Source organism: Variovorax sp. FW301-JW7 (genome assembly GCF_058788795.1).
The window spans coordinates 524457-544186 of the sequence record NZ_JBYTBC010000002.1; the positions used below are offsets into that span (position 1 = coordinate 524457).

Sequence of the window (19730 nt, forward strand, 5' to 3'; positions counted from 1 at the left end):
GTTCTCTTTCATGCCGGGCGCAGGGCGCCGACGATCGCGCTGCGCAGGCCGTGCAGCAGGCGTTCGTGCCACTTCGGGTTCTGCACCACCTCGGCGCGGTAGAAGCTCGGGCACAGCGTGGCCGCGTGCGCGTTGGCGCCGCACAGGCCGCAGCCCACGCAGCCGTCGATAACCACGGCCACCGGGTCGACCTTCAGCGGGTCGGGGTTGTCCTTGAGCGTGAGCGTGGGGCAGCCCGACAGGCGGATGCAGGCGTGGTCGCCGTTGCACACGTCCTCGTCGACGCCGTACTTCACGCGCACCACGCGCTTGCCTTTTTTCAGCAGGCCGGCGATCCACGGCTTGATGCGGCGTTGGCGCTCCAGCTGGCACTCGCCCTCGGCGATCACCACCTTCAGGCCATTGAAGTCGCTCGTGAGCGCCTCGGTGAGCGTCTTGCGCATGCGCTCCACGTCGTAGGTGGTCACGGTGCGCATCCATTGCACGCCCAGGCCCTTCAGCGTGGCCTCGATGGTCTGGTTCTTGTCGACCAGGCTCTGCTGCTTGTCGACCGCGCGTTCCTTGATCTCGTCGTCGGGCGTGGAGATGATGTCCTGCGTGCCGGTGGCCGAGGTGTAGCCGTTCTTGAAGATCAGCAGCACCGCGTCGTCGTCGTTGAACAGCGCGCTCTGCACGCCCGTGAGCAGGCCGTTGTGCCAGAAGCCGCCGTCGCCCATGATCGACAGCGTGCGCCGGTTCATCATCGGCGCCACGCCCGCGCGGCTGGCCAGGCTCATGCCGTAGCCGAGGATCGAGTGGCCCATCGAGAAGGGCTCGAAGGTGCCGAAGGCATGGCAGCCGATGTCGGCCGCGATGTGCACCGGCCCCGTCTCCTGCTGTGCCAGCTTGAGGGCCGAGAACACCGGCCGCTCGGGGCAGCCCACGCAGAAGCTCGGCGGGCGGTTGGGCAGCGGCGCGTCGAGCCGGCGCGCCACCGCCTCGCGGCGTTCGCGGTTGCCGGCCAGCCAGGCCTGCGCCGAGGCTGCCGCTTCGCTCGCGCCGAGGTAGCGCTCGGCAAAGGCCGCGAGGCCGCCGGACAGCACCTCCACGCCGTATTCGCCGGCCTGCGGCAGCAGGTCCTTGCCGTGCAGCGGGGTCTGGATGTCGCGCCGGCGCAGCAGCGTGGCGATGTCCTGCTCGATGTACTCGGGCTGGCCTTCTTCCACCACCAGCACCGCGCGCTTGCCGATGCAGAAGTCGGCCACCTGCTCGGGCACCAACGGGTAGGTCACGTTGAGCACCAGGATCGGGATGTCGGTGTCGCCGAAGGCATCGGCCAGGCCCTGCTGCTGCAGGCTGCGGATCAGCGCGTTGTACAGGCCGCCCTGCACCACGATGCCCAGGTCGGGGTGGCGCCGGCCGGGCATGAGTTCGTTGAGGCCGTTGGCGACGATGTGGCGGCGCGCGGCCGGCATGCGCTCGTCGCCCTTGAGCTTCTCGTGGCGGAAGGTGACGGGCGGGTGCGCCAGGCGCATGTAGTCGAAGCCCGCGGGCTCGTCCATCAGTGCGCGCGTGGACACGGCGGGCGCGATGTTGTCCTTGCAGTCGAAGCTGCCGCGCACGTGGCAGGTGCGGATGCGCAGCTCCATCAGGCAGGGCATGTTCGACGCCTCCGACAGCTGGAAGCCCTGCTCGACCATGCGCACCATCACGCCCAGGTCGGGCCGCGGATCGAGCAGGCACATGCTCGACTTGAGCGCGTAGGCGTGCGTGCGCTCCTGGATCACGCTGGCGCCTTCGCCGTAGTCTTCGCCCACCACGATCAGCACGCCGCCGGTCACGCCGGGCGACGACAGGTTGGACAGCGCGTCGGCCGCCACGTTGGTGCCTACGATCGACTTCCAGGTCACGGCGCCGCGCAGCGGGTAGTGGATGGACGCGCCGAGCATCGCCGCCGCCGAGGCCTCGTTGGAGCAGGCCTCGACGTGCACGCCCAGCTCGTCCATGTAGGCCTTGCCTTGCACCATCACGTCCAGCAGGTGCGACACCGGCGCGCCCTGGTAGCCGCCGACGTAGGCCACGCCCGACTGCAGCAGGCCCTTGGTGATCGCGAGGATGCCCTCGCCGTGGAAGGTGTCGCCCGCGCCCAAGCGCAGCATTTCCACTTCCTTGCTGAATGAAACTTCCATCGTGTCTCGTGCTTCTTGTCGTGGGGAGAACGCGGGAGTGTGGGCGGAGCTGCGTCATACTTCAATGCAATGAGCCAGCTATCGAATATGAATGGGGTGCATATTGATTCGGTCGACCTCAACCTGCTGCGGTTGTTCGACGCCGTCTACCGCACCCGCAACGTGAGCCGCGCCGCCGAGGCCCTGGGCCTCACGCAGCCGGCGGCCAGCCACGGCCTCACGCGGCTGCGCCTGCTGCTGGGCGACGCGCTGTTCACGCGCAGCCTCGGCGGCGTGGCGCCCACGCCGCGCGCCGAGCGGCTGGCGGTGCCCGTGCAGTCGGCGCTGGCGATGCTGCAGCAGGCGCTGGCCGAGCCCGAGCGCTTCGACCCGGCCGCGTCGCGCAAGCTCTTTCGCATCCACATGAGCGACATCGGCGAGGGCCGCTTCCTGCCCGCGCTGATGGCGCGGCTGCGCGAGCTGGCGCCGGGCGTGCGCGTGGAGACCATGCCACTCGCGCCGGGCGAGATCGCCACCGCGCTGGACAGCGGCAGGGTCGACTTCGCCTTCGGTTTCCTGCCGCACGTGGAGGACACCCAGCGCACCCAGCTGCTGAAAGACCGCTACATCGTGCTGCTGCGCCACGACCATCCCTTCGTGAAGCGCCGGCGCAGCGGCCAGGCGCTGCTGGCCGCGCTGCACGAGCTCGACTACGTGGCCGTGCGCACCCATGCCGATACGCTGCGCATCCTGCAGTTGCTGAACCTCGAAGACCGCCTGCGCCTGACGACCGAGCACTTCATGGTGCTGCCGGCCATCGTGCGCGCCACCGACCTGGCGGTGGTGATGCCGCGCAACATCGCGCGCGGCTTCGCGGTCGAGGGCGGCTACGCCATCGTCGAGCCGCCGTTTCCGCTGCGCGACTTCACGGTGTCGCTGCACTGGAGCAAGCGCTTCGAGGCCGACCCGGGCAACCGCTGGTTGCGGCAGGTGATCGTGGCGTTGTTCTCGGAAAAGGCCTGAAGCGGCGGCGTCCGATTCATGTGGTGGTCAGGTTGGGCGTGCAACCATCGACGGGCTCATTGCCAGAGCGTCGGTTGACTGGCAGCGTGCCCCGGTGTCCTGTGCATGCGCCCCGAGCCGCAGCGCCCCCAAGCCAGCAGAACCACATGAAGAAACGCATCCCCTCCTTCCTGCGCCACGTCGGCCCCGGCGTCGTCACCGGCGCGGCCGACGACGACCCGTCGGGCATCGCCACCTACACCCAGGCCGGGGCCCAGTTCGGCACCGGCCTGCTGTGGACCGTGTTCCTGTCGCTGCCGTTCATGGTGGCCATCCAGCTCGTGTCGGCCCGCATCGGCCGCGTCACCGGCAAGGGCGTCGCGGCCAACCTGCGCGAGCACATGCCGCGCGGCTTCCTCGTCACCCTGGTGGCGCTGCTGGTGGTGGCCAACACCATCAACATCGCGGCCGACATCGCCGCCATGGGCGAGGCCCTGCAGCTGGTGGTGGGCGGCGGCGCGCACTTCCATTCGCTGATCTTCGGCGTGGTCACCGTGCTGCTGCAGGTGTTCGTGCCGTACCGCAAGCTGGCCCACATCCTCAAGTGGCTGACCCTCACCCTGTTCGCCTACGTGGCGGCCGTGTTCGTGGTGCAGGTGCCGTGGGCGCAGGTGCTGCACGACCTCGTCGTGCCGAAACTGCAGTGGCGCGGCGACTACTGGATGATGCTCGTGGCGCTGCTGGGCACCACCATCTCGCCCTACCTGTTCTTCTGGCAGGCCTCGCAGGAAGTCGAGGAACGGCGCCTGAAGGGCGGGCGGCGCGGCACCGACAAGCAGGTGCGCCACGACCTGCGGCGCGTGCGCATCGACACCTGGATGGGCATGACCTTCTCCAACCTCATCGCGTTCTTCGTGATGGTGGTCGGGGCCGCCGTGCTGTACGCGGGCGGCGTGCACGACGTGACCTCCGCCGCGCAGGCCGCCGAGGCCCTGCGCCCGCTGGCCGGCGACTTCGCGTTCTGGCTGTTCGCCGGCGGCATCGTCGCCACCGGGCTGCTGGCCGTGCCGGTGCTGGCCTCGTCGGCGGCCTACGCGGTGGCCGAGGCCTTCGGCTGGGAAGAGGGGCTGGAGCGGCACTGGCGCGAGGCCAAGGAGTTCTACGCCATCATCGCCGTGGCCACGCTGGTGGGCACGGGGCTCGACTTCACGCCCGTCGACCCCATGAAGGCGCTGTACTGGAGCGCGGTCATCAACGGCGTGGTGGCGGTGCCGATCATGGCGGCCATGATGGTGCTGGTGACCCGCGAGAAGGTGATGGGGGCGTTCACCTCCGGGCGGCGAATCCGCTGGCTCGGCTGGGGCGGCACCGCGCTGATGGGCTTCGCCGCGCTGATGATGGGCTGGGACATGGTGCACTGAGCGCCGTCGCCAAGGGCTCGGCGGGCGCGGTATTCTCGGGTGGCCGCTCCGCGGCGTTTCCGTTGCCCTGATGTCCCCCCGCATGTCCGTTTCTTCCTTCCCCTCCCACGCCTTCTTTAACCGCCTCGCGCGCCGTCGCGCGTGCTGACGGCGTCCGCGGTGCAGGCGGTGCTTTCCGGCGCCGTCCCGGTCCTGATCTTCATGGCCTGCGTCGGGCTGGCCACCTACGCGCAGAACCTCACCGGCTTTGCCTTCAGCCTCATCCTGCTGGGCCTCGTGTCGGTGTTCGACATCGCCAGCGTGAACGACGCGGCCAATGCCGCGACCGTGCTCAGCCTCATCAACGCCTGGACCTACTTCCGCGCGCGCCCCGGCCCCGTGCCCTGGCAGCTGATGAAGCCCGCGCTCAACGGCAGCACCGTCGGCGTGATCGTCGGGCTCATGCTGCTCGTGTGGCTCAGCGGCAGCGCCGTGTCGTGGCTGCGGGGCCTGCTGGGCGTGTCGATCCTGATCTGCGCCGTGCTGCTGTTGCTGCAGGGCAAGCCGCTGCCGGCGGTGTCGGGCCGCACCAGCTTCGCCCTCATCGGCGGGCTCTCGGGCGTGCTGGGCGGGCTGTTCTCGGCCTCGGGCCCGCCCATCGTCTTCCACATGTACCGCCAGCCGCTGGACCGCGAACTGGTGCGCCGCGCGCTGCTGCTGATGTTCGGCTTCAACTCGCTCGTGCGGCTCGTCATCGTGGTGCCGACGGGCCACTTCTCGTGGCACTCGGCGCTGCTGGCAGGTTGCGCCATGCCCGTGGTCTACGCCGCGACGCGGCTGCACCATCGCCTGCCCAACAAGCTGCAGCCGCGCACCTTGCAATGGCTGGTCGCCGGACTGCTGTTCGTGGCCGGCGTGACGCTGCTGGCCACCGCCTGGACCGCGATCGCACACGCCTGAAAAACGGCTGAAAACCCCCGGTTTCCGGCGTGGCCCGGGAATTGCAGCGTCAATCCAAGGGTTTCCCCGGACGTGGCATACCGACCCTTACATACGCGTTATGGGCGTGCCCGTATGCAAGACCCCACGCAAGCCGCTAACGTCCATGACTGGCCCATGACGGGCCGCCCACGAGCCAGAAAAAGCATGAGCACCGAGAGCAGTAACCCGATTCAACCGATCCGCTTCTTCCATCGCGGAAAGATCGTCGACGTCAGCGGGGTCCATCCGACCCGCTCCGTGCTCGACTGGCTGCGCGAGGACGCGCGCTGCACCGGCACCAAGGAAGGCTGCAACGAAGGCGACTGCGGCGCCTGCACCGTCGTCATCGGCGAGCTGGCCACCGACGCCCACGCGCCCGGCGCGGTCGATGGCCTGCAGCTGCAGACCGTCAACGCCTGCATCCAGTTTTTGCCCACGCTGCACGGCAAGGCGCTGTTCACGGTCGAAGATCTCAAGGGCCAGTGCGCATCGCAGTGCAAGCCCAAGGCCGACGCTCCCGCCAAGCACGCCGTTCACCCGCTGCACCCCGTGCAGCAGGCCATGGTCGACTGCCACGGCTCGCAGTGCGGCTTCTGCACGCCGGGCTTCGTGATGTCGCTGTGGGCCACCTACGAACACCACCAAGCCGAGGGCACGCAGCCCACGCGCCAGCAGCTGGCCGACGACCTGTCGGGCAACCTGTGCCGCTGCACCGGCTACCGCCCCATCCTCGACGCCGGCCAACGCATGTTCGACCTGCCGGCCGTGCGGCTCGATACCGCCCCCGTGGTGGCCGCGCTCACCGCGCTGAAGAACGACGGCCTGGACTACGCGGCCCCGCTCGGCGCCCGCATCGACCACTTCCACGCCCCCAAGACCCTGGCCCAGCTCGCCGCACTGCGCGTGCAGAAGCCGCGCGCCCAACTGCTGGCCGGCTCGACCGACGTCGGCCTGTGGGTCAACAAGCAGTTCCGCGACCTCGGCGACATCATCTATGTCGGCGACGTGGCCGAGATGAAGACGGTCGAAGAGCGCGCCGACGAGCTCTACATCGGCGCCGGCGCCTCGCTCGAAGCCGCCTTCGGCGCGCTGGTCGAGCGCGTGCCCAGCCTGGCCGACGTGTGGCTGCGCTTTGCCTCGCCGCCGATCCGCCACGCCGGCACCATGGGCGGCAACGTCGCCAACGGCTCGCCCATCGGCGACTCGCCGCCGGTGCTGATGTCGCTCGACACCGAGATCGAACTGCGCCGCGGTGATGTGGTTCGCCGCATGCCGCTGCCCGCGTTCTACCTCGACTACATGAAGAACGAGTTGCAGCCCGGCGAGTTCGTGCAGGGGCTGGCCGTGCCGCTGTCGGCCATGCGCCGCCAGGTGCGCGCCTACAAGATCAGCAAGCGATTCGACTGCGACATCTCGGCGCTGTGCGCGGGCTTCGCCATCGAACTGGAAGCCGGCAGCGACACGGTGAAGGCCGTGCGCCTGGCCTTCGGCGGCATGGCCGCCACCGTCAAGCGCGCCGCCAACGCCGAAGCGGCGCTCGTGGGCAAGCCCTGGACGCAGGCCAGCGTGGCCACCGCCAAGCTGGCGCTGGCACAAGACTTCAAGCCGCTCTCGGACATGCGGGCCTCGGCCGACTACCGCCTGCAGGTGGCGCAGAACCTGATCCAGCGCCTGTGGCTCGAAACCCGCACGCAGGACGCGCTGTCCCTCGAGGAAACCAGCGTCTGGAGCGTGATGCCCCATGTCGTTGCCAAGGTGGCGGCGGAAGGACTCTGACCATGAACAAACCCATCGACGCCCGCCTGCTGCAGCCCGCCGAGGCCTTTGCCGACTACCTGAAGAACACCGCCGCCCGCATCGACGTGGGCGCCGAAGCGCTGGCCCACGACCGCGGCATGCGCGTGGGCATCAGCCGCCCGCACGAGTCGGCGCACCTGCACGTTGCCGGCGAAGCCACCTACATCGACGACATTCCCGAGCTCGCCGGCACGCTGCACTGCGCGCTGGGCCTGTCGCCGGTGGCCAACGGCCGCGTGACGGCGCTGTCGCTCGACGCCATCCGCGCCATGCCCGGCGTGGTCGCGGTGCTCACCGCCGACGACATCCCCGGCACCAACGACTGCGGTTCGATCATTCACGACGATCCGATCCTGCTGCCCGTGAACGACGGCGGCCAGATCCGCTACCTCGGCCAGCCCGTGTTCGCCGTGATCGCCGAAACCCGCGATGCCGCGCGCCGCGCCGCCGCGAAGGCCAAGGACGCGATCACCCTCGAGGCGCAGCCGCCCGTCATCACGCCGCAGGACGCGCATGCGCGCGGCCAGTACGTGGTGCCGCCGATGCACATCGTGCGCAGCGGCGGGGCCGCCAACGAAGGCGACGAGGCCGCCGTGCGCGCCGCCATCGCGAAGGCACCGCACCGCCACACCGCCACGCTCGACGTGGGCGGGCAGGAACAGTTCTACCTCGAAGGCCAGATCAGCTACGCCATTCCGAAAGAGGGCGGCACGCTGCACATCCACTGCTCGACGCAGCACCCGAGCGAGATGCAGCACCTGGTGGCGCATGCGCTGCACCTGTCCTCGAACGAAGTGCACGTGGAATGCCGGCGCATGGGCGGCGGTTTCGGCGGCAAGGAATCGCAGTCGGCGATCTTTGCTTGCGTGGCAGCCATTGCGGCGCGCCAGCTGCAGCGCCCCGTGAAGCTGCGCCTGGACCGCGACGACGACTTCATGATCACCGGCCGTCGCCACTGCTTCTGGTACGAGTACGACGTGGGCTACGACGACGAGGGCCGCATCCTCGGCGCCGAGATCACCATGGTCTCGCGCGCCGGCCACTCGGCCGACCTGTCGGGCCCGGTGATGACGCGCGCGCTGTGCCACTTCGACAACGCCTACTGGCTGCCCAACGTGAGCATGCACGGCTTCTCGGGCAAGACCAACACGCAGAGCAACACCGCGTTTCGCGGCTTCGGCGGCCCGCAGGGCGCCATCGCCATCGAGAACATCATGGACTCGGTGGCCCGCGAGCTGAAGCGCGACCCGCTCGACGTGCGGCGCGTCAACTTCTACGGCAAGGGCGAGAACAACGTCACGCCCTACCGCCAGACCGTGACCGACAACATCGTCCACGAACTCGTGGCCGAGCTGGAAGAAACCAGCGACTACCGCCTGCGCCGCGAAGAGATCGCCGCCTTCAACGCCAAGAGCCCGGTGCTCAAGCGCGGCCTGGCGCTGGCACCGCTGAAGTTCGGCATCTCGTTCAACGTGAAGCACTTCAACCAGGCCGGCGCGCTGGTGCACGTGTACACCGACGGCTCGATCCTCGTGAACCACGGCGGCACCGAGATGGGCCAGGGCCTGAACACCAAGGTGGCGCAGGTGGTGGCGCACGAGCTGGGCGTGAGCTTCGAGCGCGTGCGCGTCACCGCGACCGACACGACCAAGGTGGCGAACACCTCGGCCACGGCCGCCTCGACCGGCGCCGACCTGAACGGCAAGGCCGCGCAGGACGCCGCCCGCCAGATCCGCGAACGCCTGGCCGCCTGCGCCGCCGAGCGCCATGGCGGCAACGCCGCCGACGTGCGCTTTGCCAACGACCAGGTCGAGGTGAACGGCCGCACGCTGGCCTTCAGCACCGTGGTGGGCGAGGCGTACCTCGACCGCAAGCAGCTGTGGTCCGACGGCTTCTATGCCACGCCCGGCCTGAGCTGGGACAAGGACAAGATGCAGGGCCGCCCGTTCTACTACTACGCCTACGGCGCGGCGGTGAGCGAAGTGGTGGTCGACACCCTTACCGGCGAATGGAAGCTGCTGCGCGCCGACATCCTGCACGACGCGGGCAAGTCGCTGAACCCGGCCGTGGACATCGGCCAGGTCGAGGGCGCCTTCATCCAGGGCATGGGCTGGCTCACGACCGAAGAACTGGTGTGGCACCCGGCGAGCGGCAAGCTCACCACGCACGCGCCGAGCACCTACAAGATCCCGACGGCCAACGACTGCCCGCCGGTGTTCAACGTGCGCCTGTTCGAGGGCCAGAACTTCGAAGACTCCATTCACCGCAGCAAGGCCGTGGGCGAACCGCCGCTGTTGCTGCCGTTCTCGGTGTTCTTCGCGATCCGCGATGCCGTGTCGGCCGCGGGCGGGCACCGGGTCGATCCGCCGCTGAAGGCGCCGGCCACGAGCGAATCCATCCTCCGCGCCCTGACCGCGGTGCAGGCAGCCTCTGGCGAATGAGCACCGGCCGTGCTCGCACGGTCCGAGCGTCCTTCCGTTCTCCAAATGTTGCGCTGTATAACTGTTCGCACAGACAAGAAAGGTGTGAACAGCCATGAGAGACCAGGCGCTTTTCGACAAGATCGACCTTCATCTGATTCGGGTGCTTCACACCGTGTTGACCGACCGCAGCGTCTCGCGCGCCGCCATCCGCCTGGGCATGTACCAGCCGGCCGTCTCGGCCGCGCTGAAGCGCCTGCGCGAGCTGTCGGGCGACCCGCTCCTGGTGCGCTCGGGCTCGGGCATGGTGCCCACCGACGCGGGGCTGCGGATGATCGAGCCCGCGGCCAGCATTCTTCGGGCGGCCGAGATGCTGTTCTCGGATGCGCGCGGTTTCGAGCCGCAGTCGGCGGCCACCACCTTCCGCATCGCGGCCAGCGACTACATGGACCCGCTGTTCCTACCGCTGCTGGTGGCGCAGGTCAAGCGCGAGGCGCCGCTGTGCCAGATCGAGATCCATGCGCTCTCGCCCGACTCGGACTACCACGGGCACCTGGCGCTCGGGCAGGTCGACCTGGTGATCGGCAACTGGCTCAAGCCGCCGGAAGACCTGCACATGGCGCGTCTCTTCGGCGACGAGGTGGTGTCGCTGGTCAACCAGGACCATCCGGCCGTGCGGCGCGGGTGGGACCTGGAAACCTGGCTGGCGGCCGAGCACATCGCGCCCACGCCCATGCACCCGGGCGGGCGCGGCATCATCGACCAGATGCTCGACGAGCTGGGGCGGCAGCGCAACATCACGGCGCGCTGCGCGCACTTCAGCCTCATCCCGGACATGGTGGCCTCGAGCCTGCTGGTGCTGACCACCGGGCGCCAGTACTGCGAGCGCTTCGCCGCACGGCTGCCCGTGAAGATCCTCGAGTGCCCGGCTGCCTTGCCGCGCCTCATGTACTACCAGCTCTGGCACGAACGCACGCATTCGTCGAGCTCCGCGCGCTGGCTGCGCGAATGCATCAAGGGCGTGGCGGCGTCGCTGCGGCCCGGCTTCGACGCCGCACCTGTCGCCACTGCCCGAGCCCTGCCGGCTGAGCCGCTTTCCGATCCTCCCTGAGCCCTCCGTCGCGCCGGCGTCGCGACCGAGGCAACGATGAACGAACCGCCACATACAACAGCTGGAGACAAGCGAAATGAACAGGTATGAAGAGGTGCCCAAGGCCACCACTCCCCGGGCCGCCGGGGCCACCGAGGCGGCGCCGTTGCGTGCGGCCACCGCACCGGCCAACGTCGGTCTGCTGGAACGCTTTTTCAAGCTGACCGAGCACAACACCACCGTGCGCACCGAAGTCATCGCAGGGCTGACCACCTTCCTGACGATGGCCTACATCATCTTCGTGAACCCGTCGATCCTCGGGGACGCGGGCATGCCCAAGGGTGCTGTCTTCGTCGCCACCTGCCTGATCGCAGCCATCGGCACGCTGATCATGGGCCTGTACGCCAACTACCCGATCGCCATGGCGCCGGGCATGGGCCTGAACGCCTACTTCGCCTACGTGGTCGTGCTCGGCATGGGCTACACGTGGCAGGTCGCGCTGGGCGCGGTGTTCATCTCCGGGTGCCTGTTCCTGATCGTGACGGTCACCGGGTTGCGGGAGCTGTTCATCGCGGGCATACCGCAGTCCTTGCGAACGGCGATCACCGTGGGCATCGGCATGTTCCTGGCGCTCATCGCGCTCAAGAGCGCGGGCATCGTCGCCGCCTCGCCGGCCACCTTCGTCACGCTGGGCGACCTGCACTCGGCACCGGTGGTGCTGGCCACGCTGGGCTTTCTCGTCATCGTGGCGCTCGACCGATTGAAGGTGCGCGGGGCGATCCTGATCGGGATCATGCTGGTGACGGTGCTGTCGTTCTTCTTCGGCGGCAACAAGTTCCACGGCGTGTTCGACGCACCGCCGTCCATCGCACCGACCTTCATGCAGCTGGACATCCTCGGCGCGCTCAAGGGCGGCATCCTGAACGTGGTGCTGGTGTTCTTCCTGGTCGAGATGTTCGACGCCACCGGCACGCTGATGGGCGTGGCCAAGCGCGCGGGCCTGCTGGTGCCGGGCAAGATGGAGCGCATGAACAAGGCGCTGCTGGCCGACAGCGGCGCGATCTTCGCGGGCTCGCTGCTGGGCACCTCGAGCACCACGGCGTATGTGGAAAGCGCGGCCGGCGTGCAAGCCGGCGGCCGCACCGGCCTCACGGCCGTGGTCGTGGCGCTGCTGTTCCTGGCCTGCCTGATGATCTCGCCGCTGGCGGGCTCGGTGCCGGCCTACGCCACCGCACCGGCGCTGCTCTTCGTGGGCTGCCTGATGCTGCGCGACCTGGTCGAGCTCGACTGGGAAGACACGACCGAGGTGATCCCGGCGGCCGTCACGGCGCTGGCCATGCCCTTCACCTACTCGATCGCCAACGGCCTGGCCTTCGGCTTCATCACCTACGCCGTGCTCAAGCTGTGCACCGGCCGGGCACGGGAAGTGCATGCGATGGTCTGGGTGATCGCGGCGATCTTCCTGTTCAAGTTCGCCTACATCGGCGGACATTGAGAGGCTGAGTAGAGCGCCGTCGGGCGCCGATGGTCGCGGGGACGCCCGGGCCTGTAAACACTGTGTTTTGGTGCCGCGTTGGCCGGCAAAGGGGCTGGATGCAAGGCGCCCGCGCGCAGCAAGGCTTCTGCCTTGCAAGCGCGGGCAACGCCGCAGGCAGCCCCTTTGCCGGCCAACCCGGAGGGAAGGCCTGCCAGGGCGGGCCACTCGGCGTTGCGCTCCTTGCGTGTGCGCATGCACACGCGGCGTCGCGCGCCTTGATTGGCCCGCCCTGGCAGGCCTTCGCGGCACCAAAACACAGTGTTTACAGGCCCTAAACTTATAGCTGTCCCCGCTTGTTGATGTTGAACGAGACAAACCCACGAAACCCGGCATGACAACCCCCAGACTCCAGCTGGCGCACATCACCAAGCGGTACCCCGCGGTGGTGGCCAACAGCGACATCTCCCTGGCCGTGCAGCCCGGCGAAATCCATGCCGTGCTCGGAGAGAACGGCGCGGGCAAATCGACCCTGATGAAGATCATCTACGGCTCGGTCAAGCCCGACGAAGGCACCGTCACCTTCGACGGCCAGGCGGTGAACCTGCGCAACCCGCAGCAGGCGCGCGCGCTGGGCATCAGCATGGTGTTCCAGCACTTCAGCCTGTTCGACACGCTCACCGTGGCCGAGAACGTCTGGCTGGGCCTGGACAAGTCGCTCGCGCTGGCCGAGGTGGCCCGCAGCATCACGGCCAAGGCGAGCGAATACGGGCTGGACATCGACCCCGCGCGCCCCGTGCACACGCTGTCGGTGGGCGAGATGCAGCGGGTGGAGATCATCCGCGCGCTGCTCACCAACCCCAAGCTGCTGATCCTGGACGAGCCGACCTCGGTGCTCACGCCGCAGGCCGTGATCCGCCTGTTCGGCGTGCTGAACAAGCTGGCCTCGGAAGGCTGCAGCATCCTGTACATCAGCCACAAGCTGCACGAGATCCAGGAGCTGTGCACGGCCTGCACCGTGCTGCGCGGCGGCAAGGTCACGGGCGTGTGCAACCCGCGCAACGAGAGCACCGAATCGCTCTCGCGCCTGATGATCGGCAGCGAGCCGCCGCCGCTGCAGCACCGACCGCTGCATGCCGGCGCGGTGGCGCTGCGCGTGCAGGGCCTGAAGCTGGCGCGCGAAGACCAGTTCGGCGTCGACCTGGACGGCATCTCGTTCGACGTGCGCGCGGGCGAGGTCGTCGGCATCGCCGGCGTCTCGGGCAACGGCCAGAAGGAACTGCTGTACACGCTCTCGGGCGAGGACGTGCGCGCCGAGCCCGCCATGGTGCGCGTGTTCGACCAGCCGGCCGGCCGGCTGCGCCCGCGTGCGCGGCGTGCGCTGGGCCTGCATTTCGTGCCCGAGGAACGGCTGGGGCGCGGTGCCGTGCCCACGCTGGGCCTGGCGCACAACCTGCTGCTCACGCGCAGCAACGCGGTGGGCAAGGGCGGCTGGATCCGCACCGCCGAACTCGACAAGCAGGCGCGTTCCATCATCGATCGCTTCAAGGTGAAGGCCGGCGGCCCGGGCGCGGCGGCGCGCTCGCTGTCGGGCGGCAACCTGCAGAAATTCATCGTCGGTCGCGAGATCGACGCCAACCCGAAGCTCTTCATCGTCTCGCAGCCGACCTGGGGCGTGGACGTGGGCGCGGCCGCGCTCATCCACGCCGAGATCCTCGCGCTGCGCGACGCCGGTTGCGCCGTGCTCGTGATCAGCGAGGAACTGGACGAGCTGTTCAACATCTGCGACCGGCTGCACGTGATCGCCAAGGGGCGGCTGTCGCCCTCGATCGACCGCGCGGCGGCCACGCTGCCGCAGATCGGCGAATGGATGAGCGGCCTGTGGCCGCAGGCACAGCCCCACCAGAACAACAACAAGGAGGGCGTGCATGCTCAAGCTTGAACCCCGCCCGGAGCTGTCGCGCTTCTGGAGCTATGGCTCGCCGATCCTGGCGCTCTTGATCACCGTGCTCATCGGCGTGGCGCTGTTCGCCGCGCTGGGCAAGGACCCGGTCAAGGGCTTGCAGGTGTTCTTCTACGAGCCGATCAAGAGCGGCTACGCCATCGGCGAGCTGATGGTGAAGGCCACGCCGCTGCTCATCATTGCGCTCGGCCTGGCCGTGTGCTTTCGCTCCAACGTCTGGAACATCGGCGCCGAAGGGCAGTTCGTCTGCGGCGCCATCGCGGCGGGCGGCGTGGCGCTCCTGGCCGACAAGAGCACCGGCAGCTGGATCGTCGTGGCCATCCTGCTGGCGGGCATTCTGGGCGGCATGGTGTGGGCGGGCATCGTCGCGTTCCTTCGCGACAAGTTCAACGCCAACGAAATCCTCGTGAGCCTGATGCTGGTCTACGTGGCCACGCTGATGCTGAGCTACCTGGTCTTCGGCCCCTGGAAAGACCCGCAGGGCTACAACTTTCCGCAGACCAAGACCTTCGAGGCGGTGACGCAGATCCCGCGGCTCATGAAGGGCTCGCGCGTGTCGATCGGGCTGATCATTGCGCTCATCGGCGCAGGCGCGCTGTGGGTGTTCCTGTTCCGCACGCGCGCAGGCTTCGCGCAGCAGGTCGGCGGGCTGGCGCCCGCGGCGGCGCGCTATGCGGGCTTTTCGGCACGCCGCGCGGTGTGGATTGCGCTGCTCACCTCGGGCGGCGCGGCCGGCCTGGCGGGCGCGCTCGAAGTGGCGGGCCCCATCGGCCAGCTCACGCCGTACGTGCCTGCAGGCTACGGCTTCGCGGCCATCATCGTGGCCTTCGTCGGGCGGCTGCATCCGGTGGGCATGATCTTCTCGGCCATCCTGATGAGCATGTTCTACATCGGCGGCGAGCTCGCGCAGTCGCGCCTGGGCCTGCCCAAGTCGCTCACCGGCGTGTTCCAGGGCCTGCTGCTGTTCACGCTGCTGGCCTGCGACACGCTCATCGCCTACCGCATCCGCCGCAAGGCCGGCGCCAAGGCGGCGACGCTGACCACAAGCTCGCTGCAGGTCAGCACGCCGATCACCGCGCCGACCGCGCCCGTTGCGCCGACCGCGCGTGCCACCGAAGGGGGTCTCTGAACCATGGAAAGCTACGCACTCCTGCTGGGCTCCACCCTGAGCGCGGGCACCGTGCTCGCCATCGCGGCGCTGGGCCTGTTGATCAACGAGAAGGCCGGCATCGTCAACCTCGGCGCCGAGGGCATGATGCTGTGCGCCGCCATCGCCGGCTTCGCGACGGTGGTCATCACGCACAACCCCTGGCTCGGCTTCCTGGCCGGCATGGCGGCCGGTGCGCTGCTCGCCGCCTTCTTCGGCGTGCTCGTGATCTGGCTCAACACCAACCAGTACGCCACGGGGCTGGCGCTGAGCCTGTTCGGCGTGGGCTTCTCGGCCTTCGCGGGCATCAGCTTCGTGCAGGCCAAGCTGCCCGAGAGCACGCCCTTCGCCATTCCCGTGCTGGCCGACATTCCGCTGGCCGGCCCGGCGCTGTTCCGGCACCACCCGATGGTGTACGTGGCCGTGCTGCTGACCATCGGGCTCATCTGGTTCCTGTACCGCACCCGCGCCGGCCTCGTGCTGCGCTCGGTGGGCGAGTCGCCCGAGTCGGCGCATGCGCTGGGCTACCCGGTGCGGCGCATCCGCTTCCTGGCGGTGATCGCGGGCGGCGCGCTGTGCGGCCTGGCGGGTGCGTACCTGTCGACCGTGTACACGCCGCTGTGGGTCGAGGGCATGGTCGCCGGCCGCGGCTGGATCGCGCTGGCGCTGACCACCTTCGCCACCTGGCGCCCGATCCGCGTGCTGCTCGGCGCCTACCTGTTCGGCGGCGTCTCGATGCTGGGTTTCCACCTGCAAAGCAGCGGCGTCGACGTGCCCTCGCAGTTCCTCAGCATGGCCCAGTACATCGCGCCGATCGTGGTGCTGGCGCTGATCTCGCGCAACCCCGCCTTCATCCGCATCAACATGCCGGCCTCGATGGGGAAACCGTTCTACCCCGGCTCATAATCGCGTTCTCGTTTTTTTGCCAACCCGTCCTTTTCTTCTGAGGATTTCGACAATGAATGATCTGAACAAGCGTTCCCTGCTCAAGCTCGCGGCACTCACCGCAGTGGCTTCGGCGGCCCTCATCGGCTGCGGCAAGAAGGAAGAGGCGGCCGCCCCCGCTGCACCGCCGGCCCCGGCGCCCGCCGCCGCGCCGGCCCCCGCGCCAGCAGCCCCGCTGAACATCGCATTCGCCTATGTCGGTCCCGTGGGCGACGGCGGCTGGTCCTTCGCGCACGACAACGCCCGCAAGGCGCTCGAGAAGGAATTCGGCGACAAGATCAAGACCACTTTTGTCGAAAGCGTGCCCGAGTCGGCCGACGCCGAGCGCGTGTTCCGCGACTTCGTGGGCCAGGGCAACAAGCTGATCTTCGGCACCACCTTCGGCTACATGGAGCCCATGCTCAAGGTCGCCAACGACAGCAAGGACGTGAAGTTCGAGCATGCCACCGGCTACAAGACCGCCGAGAACATGCGCACCTACGACAGCCGCACCTACGAAGGCGCGTACATGGCCGGCGTGATCGCCGGCTCCATGACCAAGAGCAACACGCTGGGCGTGGTCGGCTCGGTGCCGATCCCTGAAGTGCTGCGCAACATCAACAGCTTCACGCTGGGCGCGCAGTCGGTCAACCCGAAGATCACCACCAAGGTCGTGTGGGTGAACGAGTGGTTCAGCCCGCCCAAGGAAACCGAAGCCGCCACCGCGCTGATCAACGGCGGCGCCGACGTGCTGTTCCAGAACACCGACTCGCCGGCCGTGCTCAAGACCGCGCAAGAAAAGGGCAAGCGCGCCTTCGGCTGGGACTCCGACATGACCGCCTACGGCCCGAAGGCCCACCTGGGCTCGGCCATCATCAACTGGGCGCCGTACTACATCAAGACCACGCAGGATGCGCTGGACGGCAAGTGGACCACCGGCCAGACCTGGTGGGGCGTGAAGGAAGGCGCGATCGACATCGTCTCGATCGCCGAAGATGTGCCGGCCGAAGCCAAGGCCAAGGTCGAGGAAGTGAAGAAGGGCCTGAAGGACGGCAGCTTCTCGATCTGGAAGGGCCCGATCGTCGGCCAGGACGGCAAGGAACTGATCGCCAAGGACGCAGTCGCCGACGACAAGTTCCTGTCGGGCGTGAACTTCTACGTCAAGGGCGTCGAAGGCAAGGTGCCTGGCGGCGACAAGAAGTAATCATTGATCGATCGCTTCGGCGATTGCCACAAGAAGGGTCGTCTGCGGACGGCCCTTTTTTCATTCAGGAAAGGGATTCACACCATGAAGCTGCAGCGGGTCATGGCGGCAGGTGCGGCACTGCTGGCCGTGTCGATGTCGTTCGCCGCACCGCCGACGTTCTCGAAAGAAGAGCAGCGCCTGCGCAAGGCCGTGGACGACGCGGAAATGTGCTTTCACTTCGCCGGCGAATTCAACGGCGACGGTTCGGCACACGACAAGGAAGTGGCGCGCCAGCAGCGCCGGCATTGCGGCAAGGAAAGCCAGCAACTGGTGCTGCGTGCCTACCGCAAGAACCCGCAGGACACGCGCCTCTACCCGGCGGTGCTGCGGCTGGACGGGCTGATGCCGGGGCTCACGTTGCCCGCGGCCGAGAAGGCTCGGCTGTGCGCCGTGGCCAGGACGGAACTGGCCTGCCCCTGAGTCCGCTTACTGCGTCGCCGCCTGCAGCTGCGCCGCCATCTTCTGGTGGATCAGGTTCACCGCCTTCAACGGCCGCAGCATCACCTTGAACTCGGTGATCTGTCCTTCCGCGTTCCACTTCATCATGTCCACGCCGTTGATGGCGATGCCGTCCAGCTCGAGTTCGAACTCGAGCACCGCGTCGTTCGGGCCCTGGAGCTCACGCACGTAGCGGAAGCTCTCGTTGAAGAAGACCTGGAAGGCCGCGGCGAGGTACTGCTTCGTGATCGCCTTGCCGACCTGCGGCCGGTGCACCACGGGCGAGAGGAAGACGGCGTCGTCGGCCAGCAGGGCATCGAGGCCCGCCACGTCGCGTGTCTTGACGAGCCGGTGCCAGGTGGAAAGGGTGTCGATCGCCATGGGTCTCCTCGCGCGGTGGATGGGGAAACCCAGTCTAGCGAAGCGCCCGCAGGCCCGTCGTCGCGGGCGCGACGGGGCCGGCAGGCGTTCTTACGCGCCCTGCCAGCGCTTGAGCACCAGCGTGGCGTTGGTGCCGCCGAAGCCGAAGCTGTTGCTCATCACGGTGTCGACCGTGGCGTTCTCGCGCGTGGCGGTGAGGATGGGCATGTCGGCTACTTCGGGGTCGAGCGCCTCGATGTTGGCCGAGCCGGCCATGAAGCTGCCTTCCATCATCAGCAGGCAGTAGATCGCCTCGTGCACGCCGGCGGCGCCCAGCGAGTGGCCCGACAGGCTCTTGGTGGAGCTGATGGCCGGCGCCTTGTCGCCGAAGACTTCGCGCACGCCCTTCATTTCCATGACGTCGCCGACGGGCGTCGAGGTGCCGTGGGTGTTCAGGTAGTCGATGGGCGTGTCGACGGTGGACATGGCCATCTGCATGCAGCGCACGGCGCCTTCACCGCTGGGCGCGACCATGTCGTAGCCGTCGGAGGTGGCGCCGTAGCCGACGATTTCGGCGTAGATTTTTGCGCCGCGTGCCAGTGCGTGGTCGAGCGACTCGACCACGACCATGCCGCCACCGCCGGCGATGACGAAACCGTCGCGCTCGGCGTCGTAGGCACGCGAGGCCTTTTCGGGGGTCTCGTTGTACTTGGTGGACAGCGCGCCCATGGCGTCGAACAGGAAAGACTGGGTCCAGTGCTCTTCTTCACCGCCGCCGGCGAACACGATGTCCTGCTTGCCCATCTGGATCTGCTCCATGGCGTTGCCGATGCAGTGCGCGCTGGTGGCGCAGGCCGAGGCGATGGAGTAGTTCAGGCCCTTGATCTTGAAGGGCGTGGCCAGGCAGGCGGACACGGTGCTGCTCATGGTGCGCGTCACGCGGTAGGGACCGACGCGCTTGACGCCCTTTTCACGCAGCAGGTCGAGCGCTTCCATCTGGTTCAGCGTGGAGGCGCCACCCGAGCCGGCGATGAGGCCGGTGCGCGGGTTGGACACCTGCTCCTCGGTCAGGCCGGCATCGGCGATGGCGTCCTTCATGGCCAGGTAGGCGTAGGCCGCCGCGTGGCCGACAAAGCGATAGAGCTTGCGGTCGATGAGGTCTTCGAGGGGAAGGTCGATGGAGCCGGCCACCTGGCTGCGCAGGCCCATTTCGGCGTAGGCCGGCTGGAACCGGATGCCGGGGCGGCTGGCGCGCAGGTTGGCGGAGACGGTCTCCTTGTCGTTGCCCAGGCACGAAACGATGCCCAGACCGGTGATGACGACGCGTCGCATGGCGAAACC

15 protein-coding genes are annotated in these 19730 nt (G+C 68.3%); 12 read left to right on the forward strand and 3 right to left on the reverse strand.

All coding sequences use genetic code 11. The features are described from left to right. Window positions 1–8: 8 nt before the first annotated feature. A complete protein-coding gene (locus tag AC3WQM_RS07460; protein ID WP_369631869.1) occupies window positions 9–2168 on the reverse strand; it encodes a thiamine pyrophosphate-dependent enzyme in 2160 nt (719 codons plus the stop codon). A gap of 87 nt (window positions 2169–2255) precedes the next feature. Here AC3WQM_RS07460 and AC3WQM_RS07465 point away from each other — a divergent pair, with 87 nt between their 5' ends. From AC3WQM_RS07465 to AC3WQM_RS07520, 12 genes are all read left to right on the forward strand, one after another. Beyond that, a complete protein-coding gene (locus tag AC3WQM_RS07465) occupies window positions 2256–3170 on the forward strand; it encodes a LysR family transcriptional regulator (RefSeq protein ID WP_492677628.1) in 915 nt (304 codons plus the stop codon). A gap of 146 nt (window positions 3171–3316) precedes the next feature. Then, a complete protein-coding gene (locus AC3WQM_RS07470) occupies window positions 3317–4570 on the forward strand; it encodes an NRAMP family divalent metal transporter (RefSeq protein ID WP_492677630.1) in 1254 nt (417 codons plus the stop codon). A 141-nt stretch (window positions 4571–4711) separates the two neighbouring features. Then, window positions 4712–5509 (forward strand): TSUP family transporter, encoded by a 798-nt coding sequence (locus tag AC3WQM_RS07475; RefSeq protein ID WP_492677632.1) that lies wholly within the window; start codon window positions 4712–4714, stop codon window positions 5507–5509. Window positions 5510–5695: 186 nt separating this feature from the next. Then, window positions 5696–7306, forward strand: a complete 1611-nt coding sequence (xdhA, locus tag AC3WQM_RS07480; protein WP_492677634.1) for a xanthine dehydrogenase small subunit — start codon at window positions 5696–5698, stop codon at window positions 7304–7306. 2 nt (window positions 7307–7308) lie between these two features. Beyond that, the gene (xdhB, locus tag AC3WQM_RS07485; protein WP_489061930.1) at window positions 7309–9768 is read left to right on the forward strand and encodes a xanthine dehydrogenase molybdopterin binding subunit; all 2460 of its coding nucleotides are present in this window, start codon (window positions 7309–7311) and stop codon (window positions 9766–9768) included. A 94-nt stretch (window positions 9769–9862) separates the two neighbouring features. Continuing rightward, a complete protein-coding gene (locus AC3WQM_RS07490; protein ID WP_492677636.1) occupies window positions 9863–10858 on the forward strand; it encodes a LysR family transcriptional regulator in 996 nt (331 codons plus the stop codon). 76 nt (window positions 10859–10934) lie between these two features. Beyond that, the gene (locus AC3WQM_RS07495; protein WP_492677638.1) at window positions 10935–12332 is read left to right on the forward strand and encodes an NCS2 family permease; all 1398 of its coding nucleotides are present in this window, start codon (window positions 10935–10937) and stop codon (window positions 12330–12332) included. 373 nt (window positions 12333–12705) lie between these two features. Then, window positions 12706–14253 carry an ABC transporter ATP-binding protein gene (locus AC3WQM_RS07500; protein WP_492677640.1) on the forward strand — a complete coding sequence of 516 codons (1548 nt, stop codon included), beginning with the start codon at window positions 12706–12708 and terminating at the stop codon, window positions 14251–14253. Continuing rightward, window positions 14240–15403, forward strand: a complete 1164-nt coding sequence (locus AC3WQM_RS07505) for an ABC transporter permease (protein ID WP_492677642.1) — start codon at window positions 14240–14242, stop codon at window positions 15401–15403. The genes AC3WQM_RS07500 and AC3WQM_RS07505 overlap by 14 nt, the downstream gene beginning before the upstream one ends. 3 nt (window positions 15404–15406) lie before the next feature. Next, a complete protein-coding gene (locus AC3WQM_RS07510) occupies window positions 15407–16327 on the forward strand; it encodes an ABC transporter permease (RefSeq protein WP_056574139.1) in 921 nt (306 codons plus the stop codon). A gap of 52 nt (window positions 16328–16379) precedes the next feature. Continuing rightward, window positions 16380–17549, forward strand: coding sequence for a BMP family ABC transporter substrate-binding protein (locus AC3WQM_RS07515; RefSeq protein ID WP_489061924.1), 1170 nt, complete (start codon window positions 16380–16382; stop codon window positions 17547–17549). Between the two features lie 3 nt (window positions 17550–17552). After that, window positions 17553–18011, forward strand: coding sequence for a hypothetical protein (locus tag AC3WQM_RS07520; protein ID WP_492677644.1), 459 nt, complete (start codon window positions 17553–17555; stop codon window positions 18009–18011). A 6-nt stretch (window positions 18012–18017) separates the two neighbouring features. On the opposite strand, the gene AC3WQM_RS07525 is transcribed toward AC3WQM_RS07520, so the two are convergent. Continuing rightward, complete coding sequence (locus AC3WQM_RS07525) at window positions 18018–18410, reverse strand: nuclear transport factor 2 family protein (RefSeq protein WP_492677646.1); 393 nt, start codon at window positions 18408–18410, stop codon at window positions 18018–18020. A gap of 90 nt (window positions 18411–18500) precedes the next feature. Further along, window positions 18501–19721, reverse strand: a complete 1221-nt coding sequence (fabB, locus tag AC3WQM_RS07530) for a beta-ketoacyl-ACP synthase I (RefSeq protein WP_492677648.1) — start codon at window positions 19719–19721, stop codon at window positions 18501–18503. Between the last annotated feature and the right edge of the window lie 9 nt (window positions 19722–19730).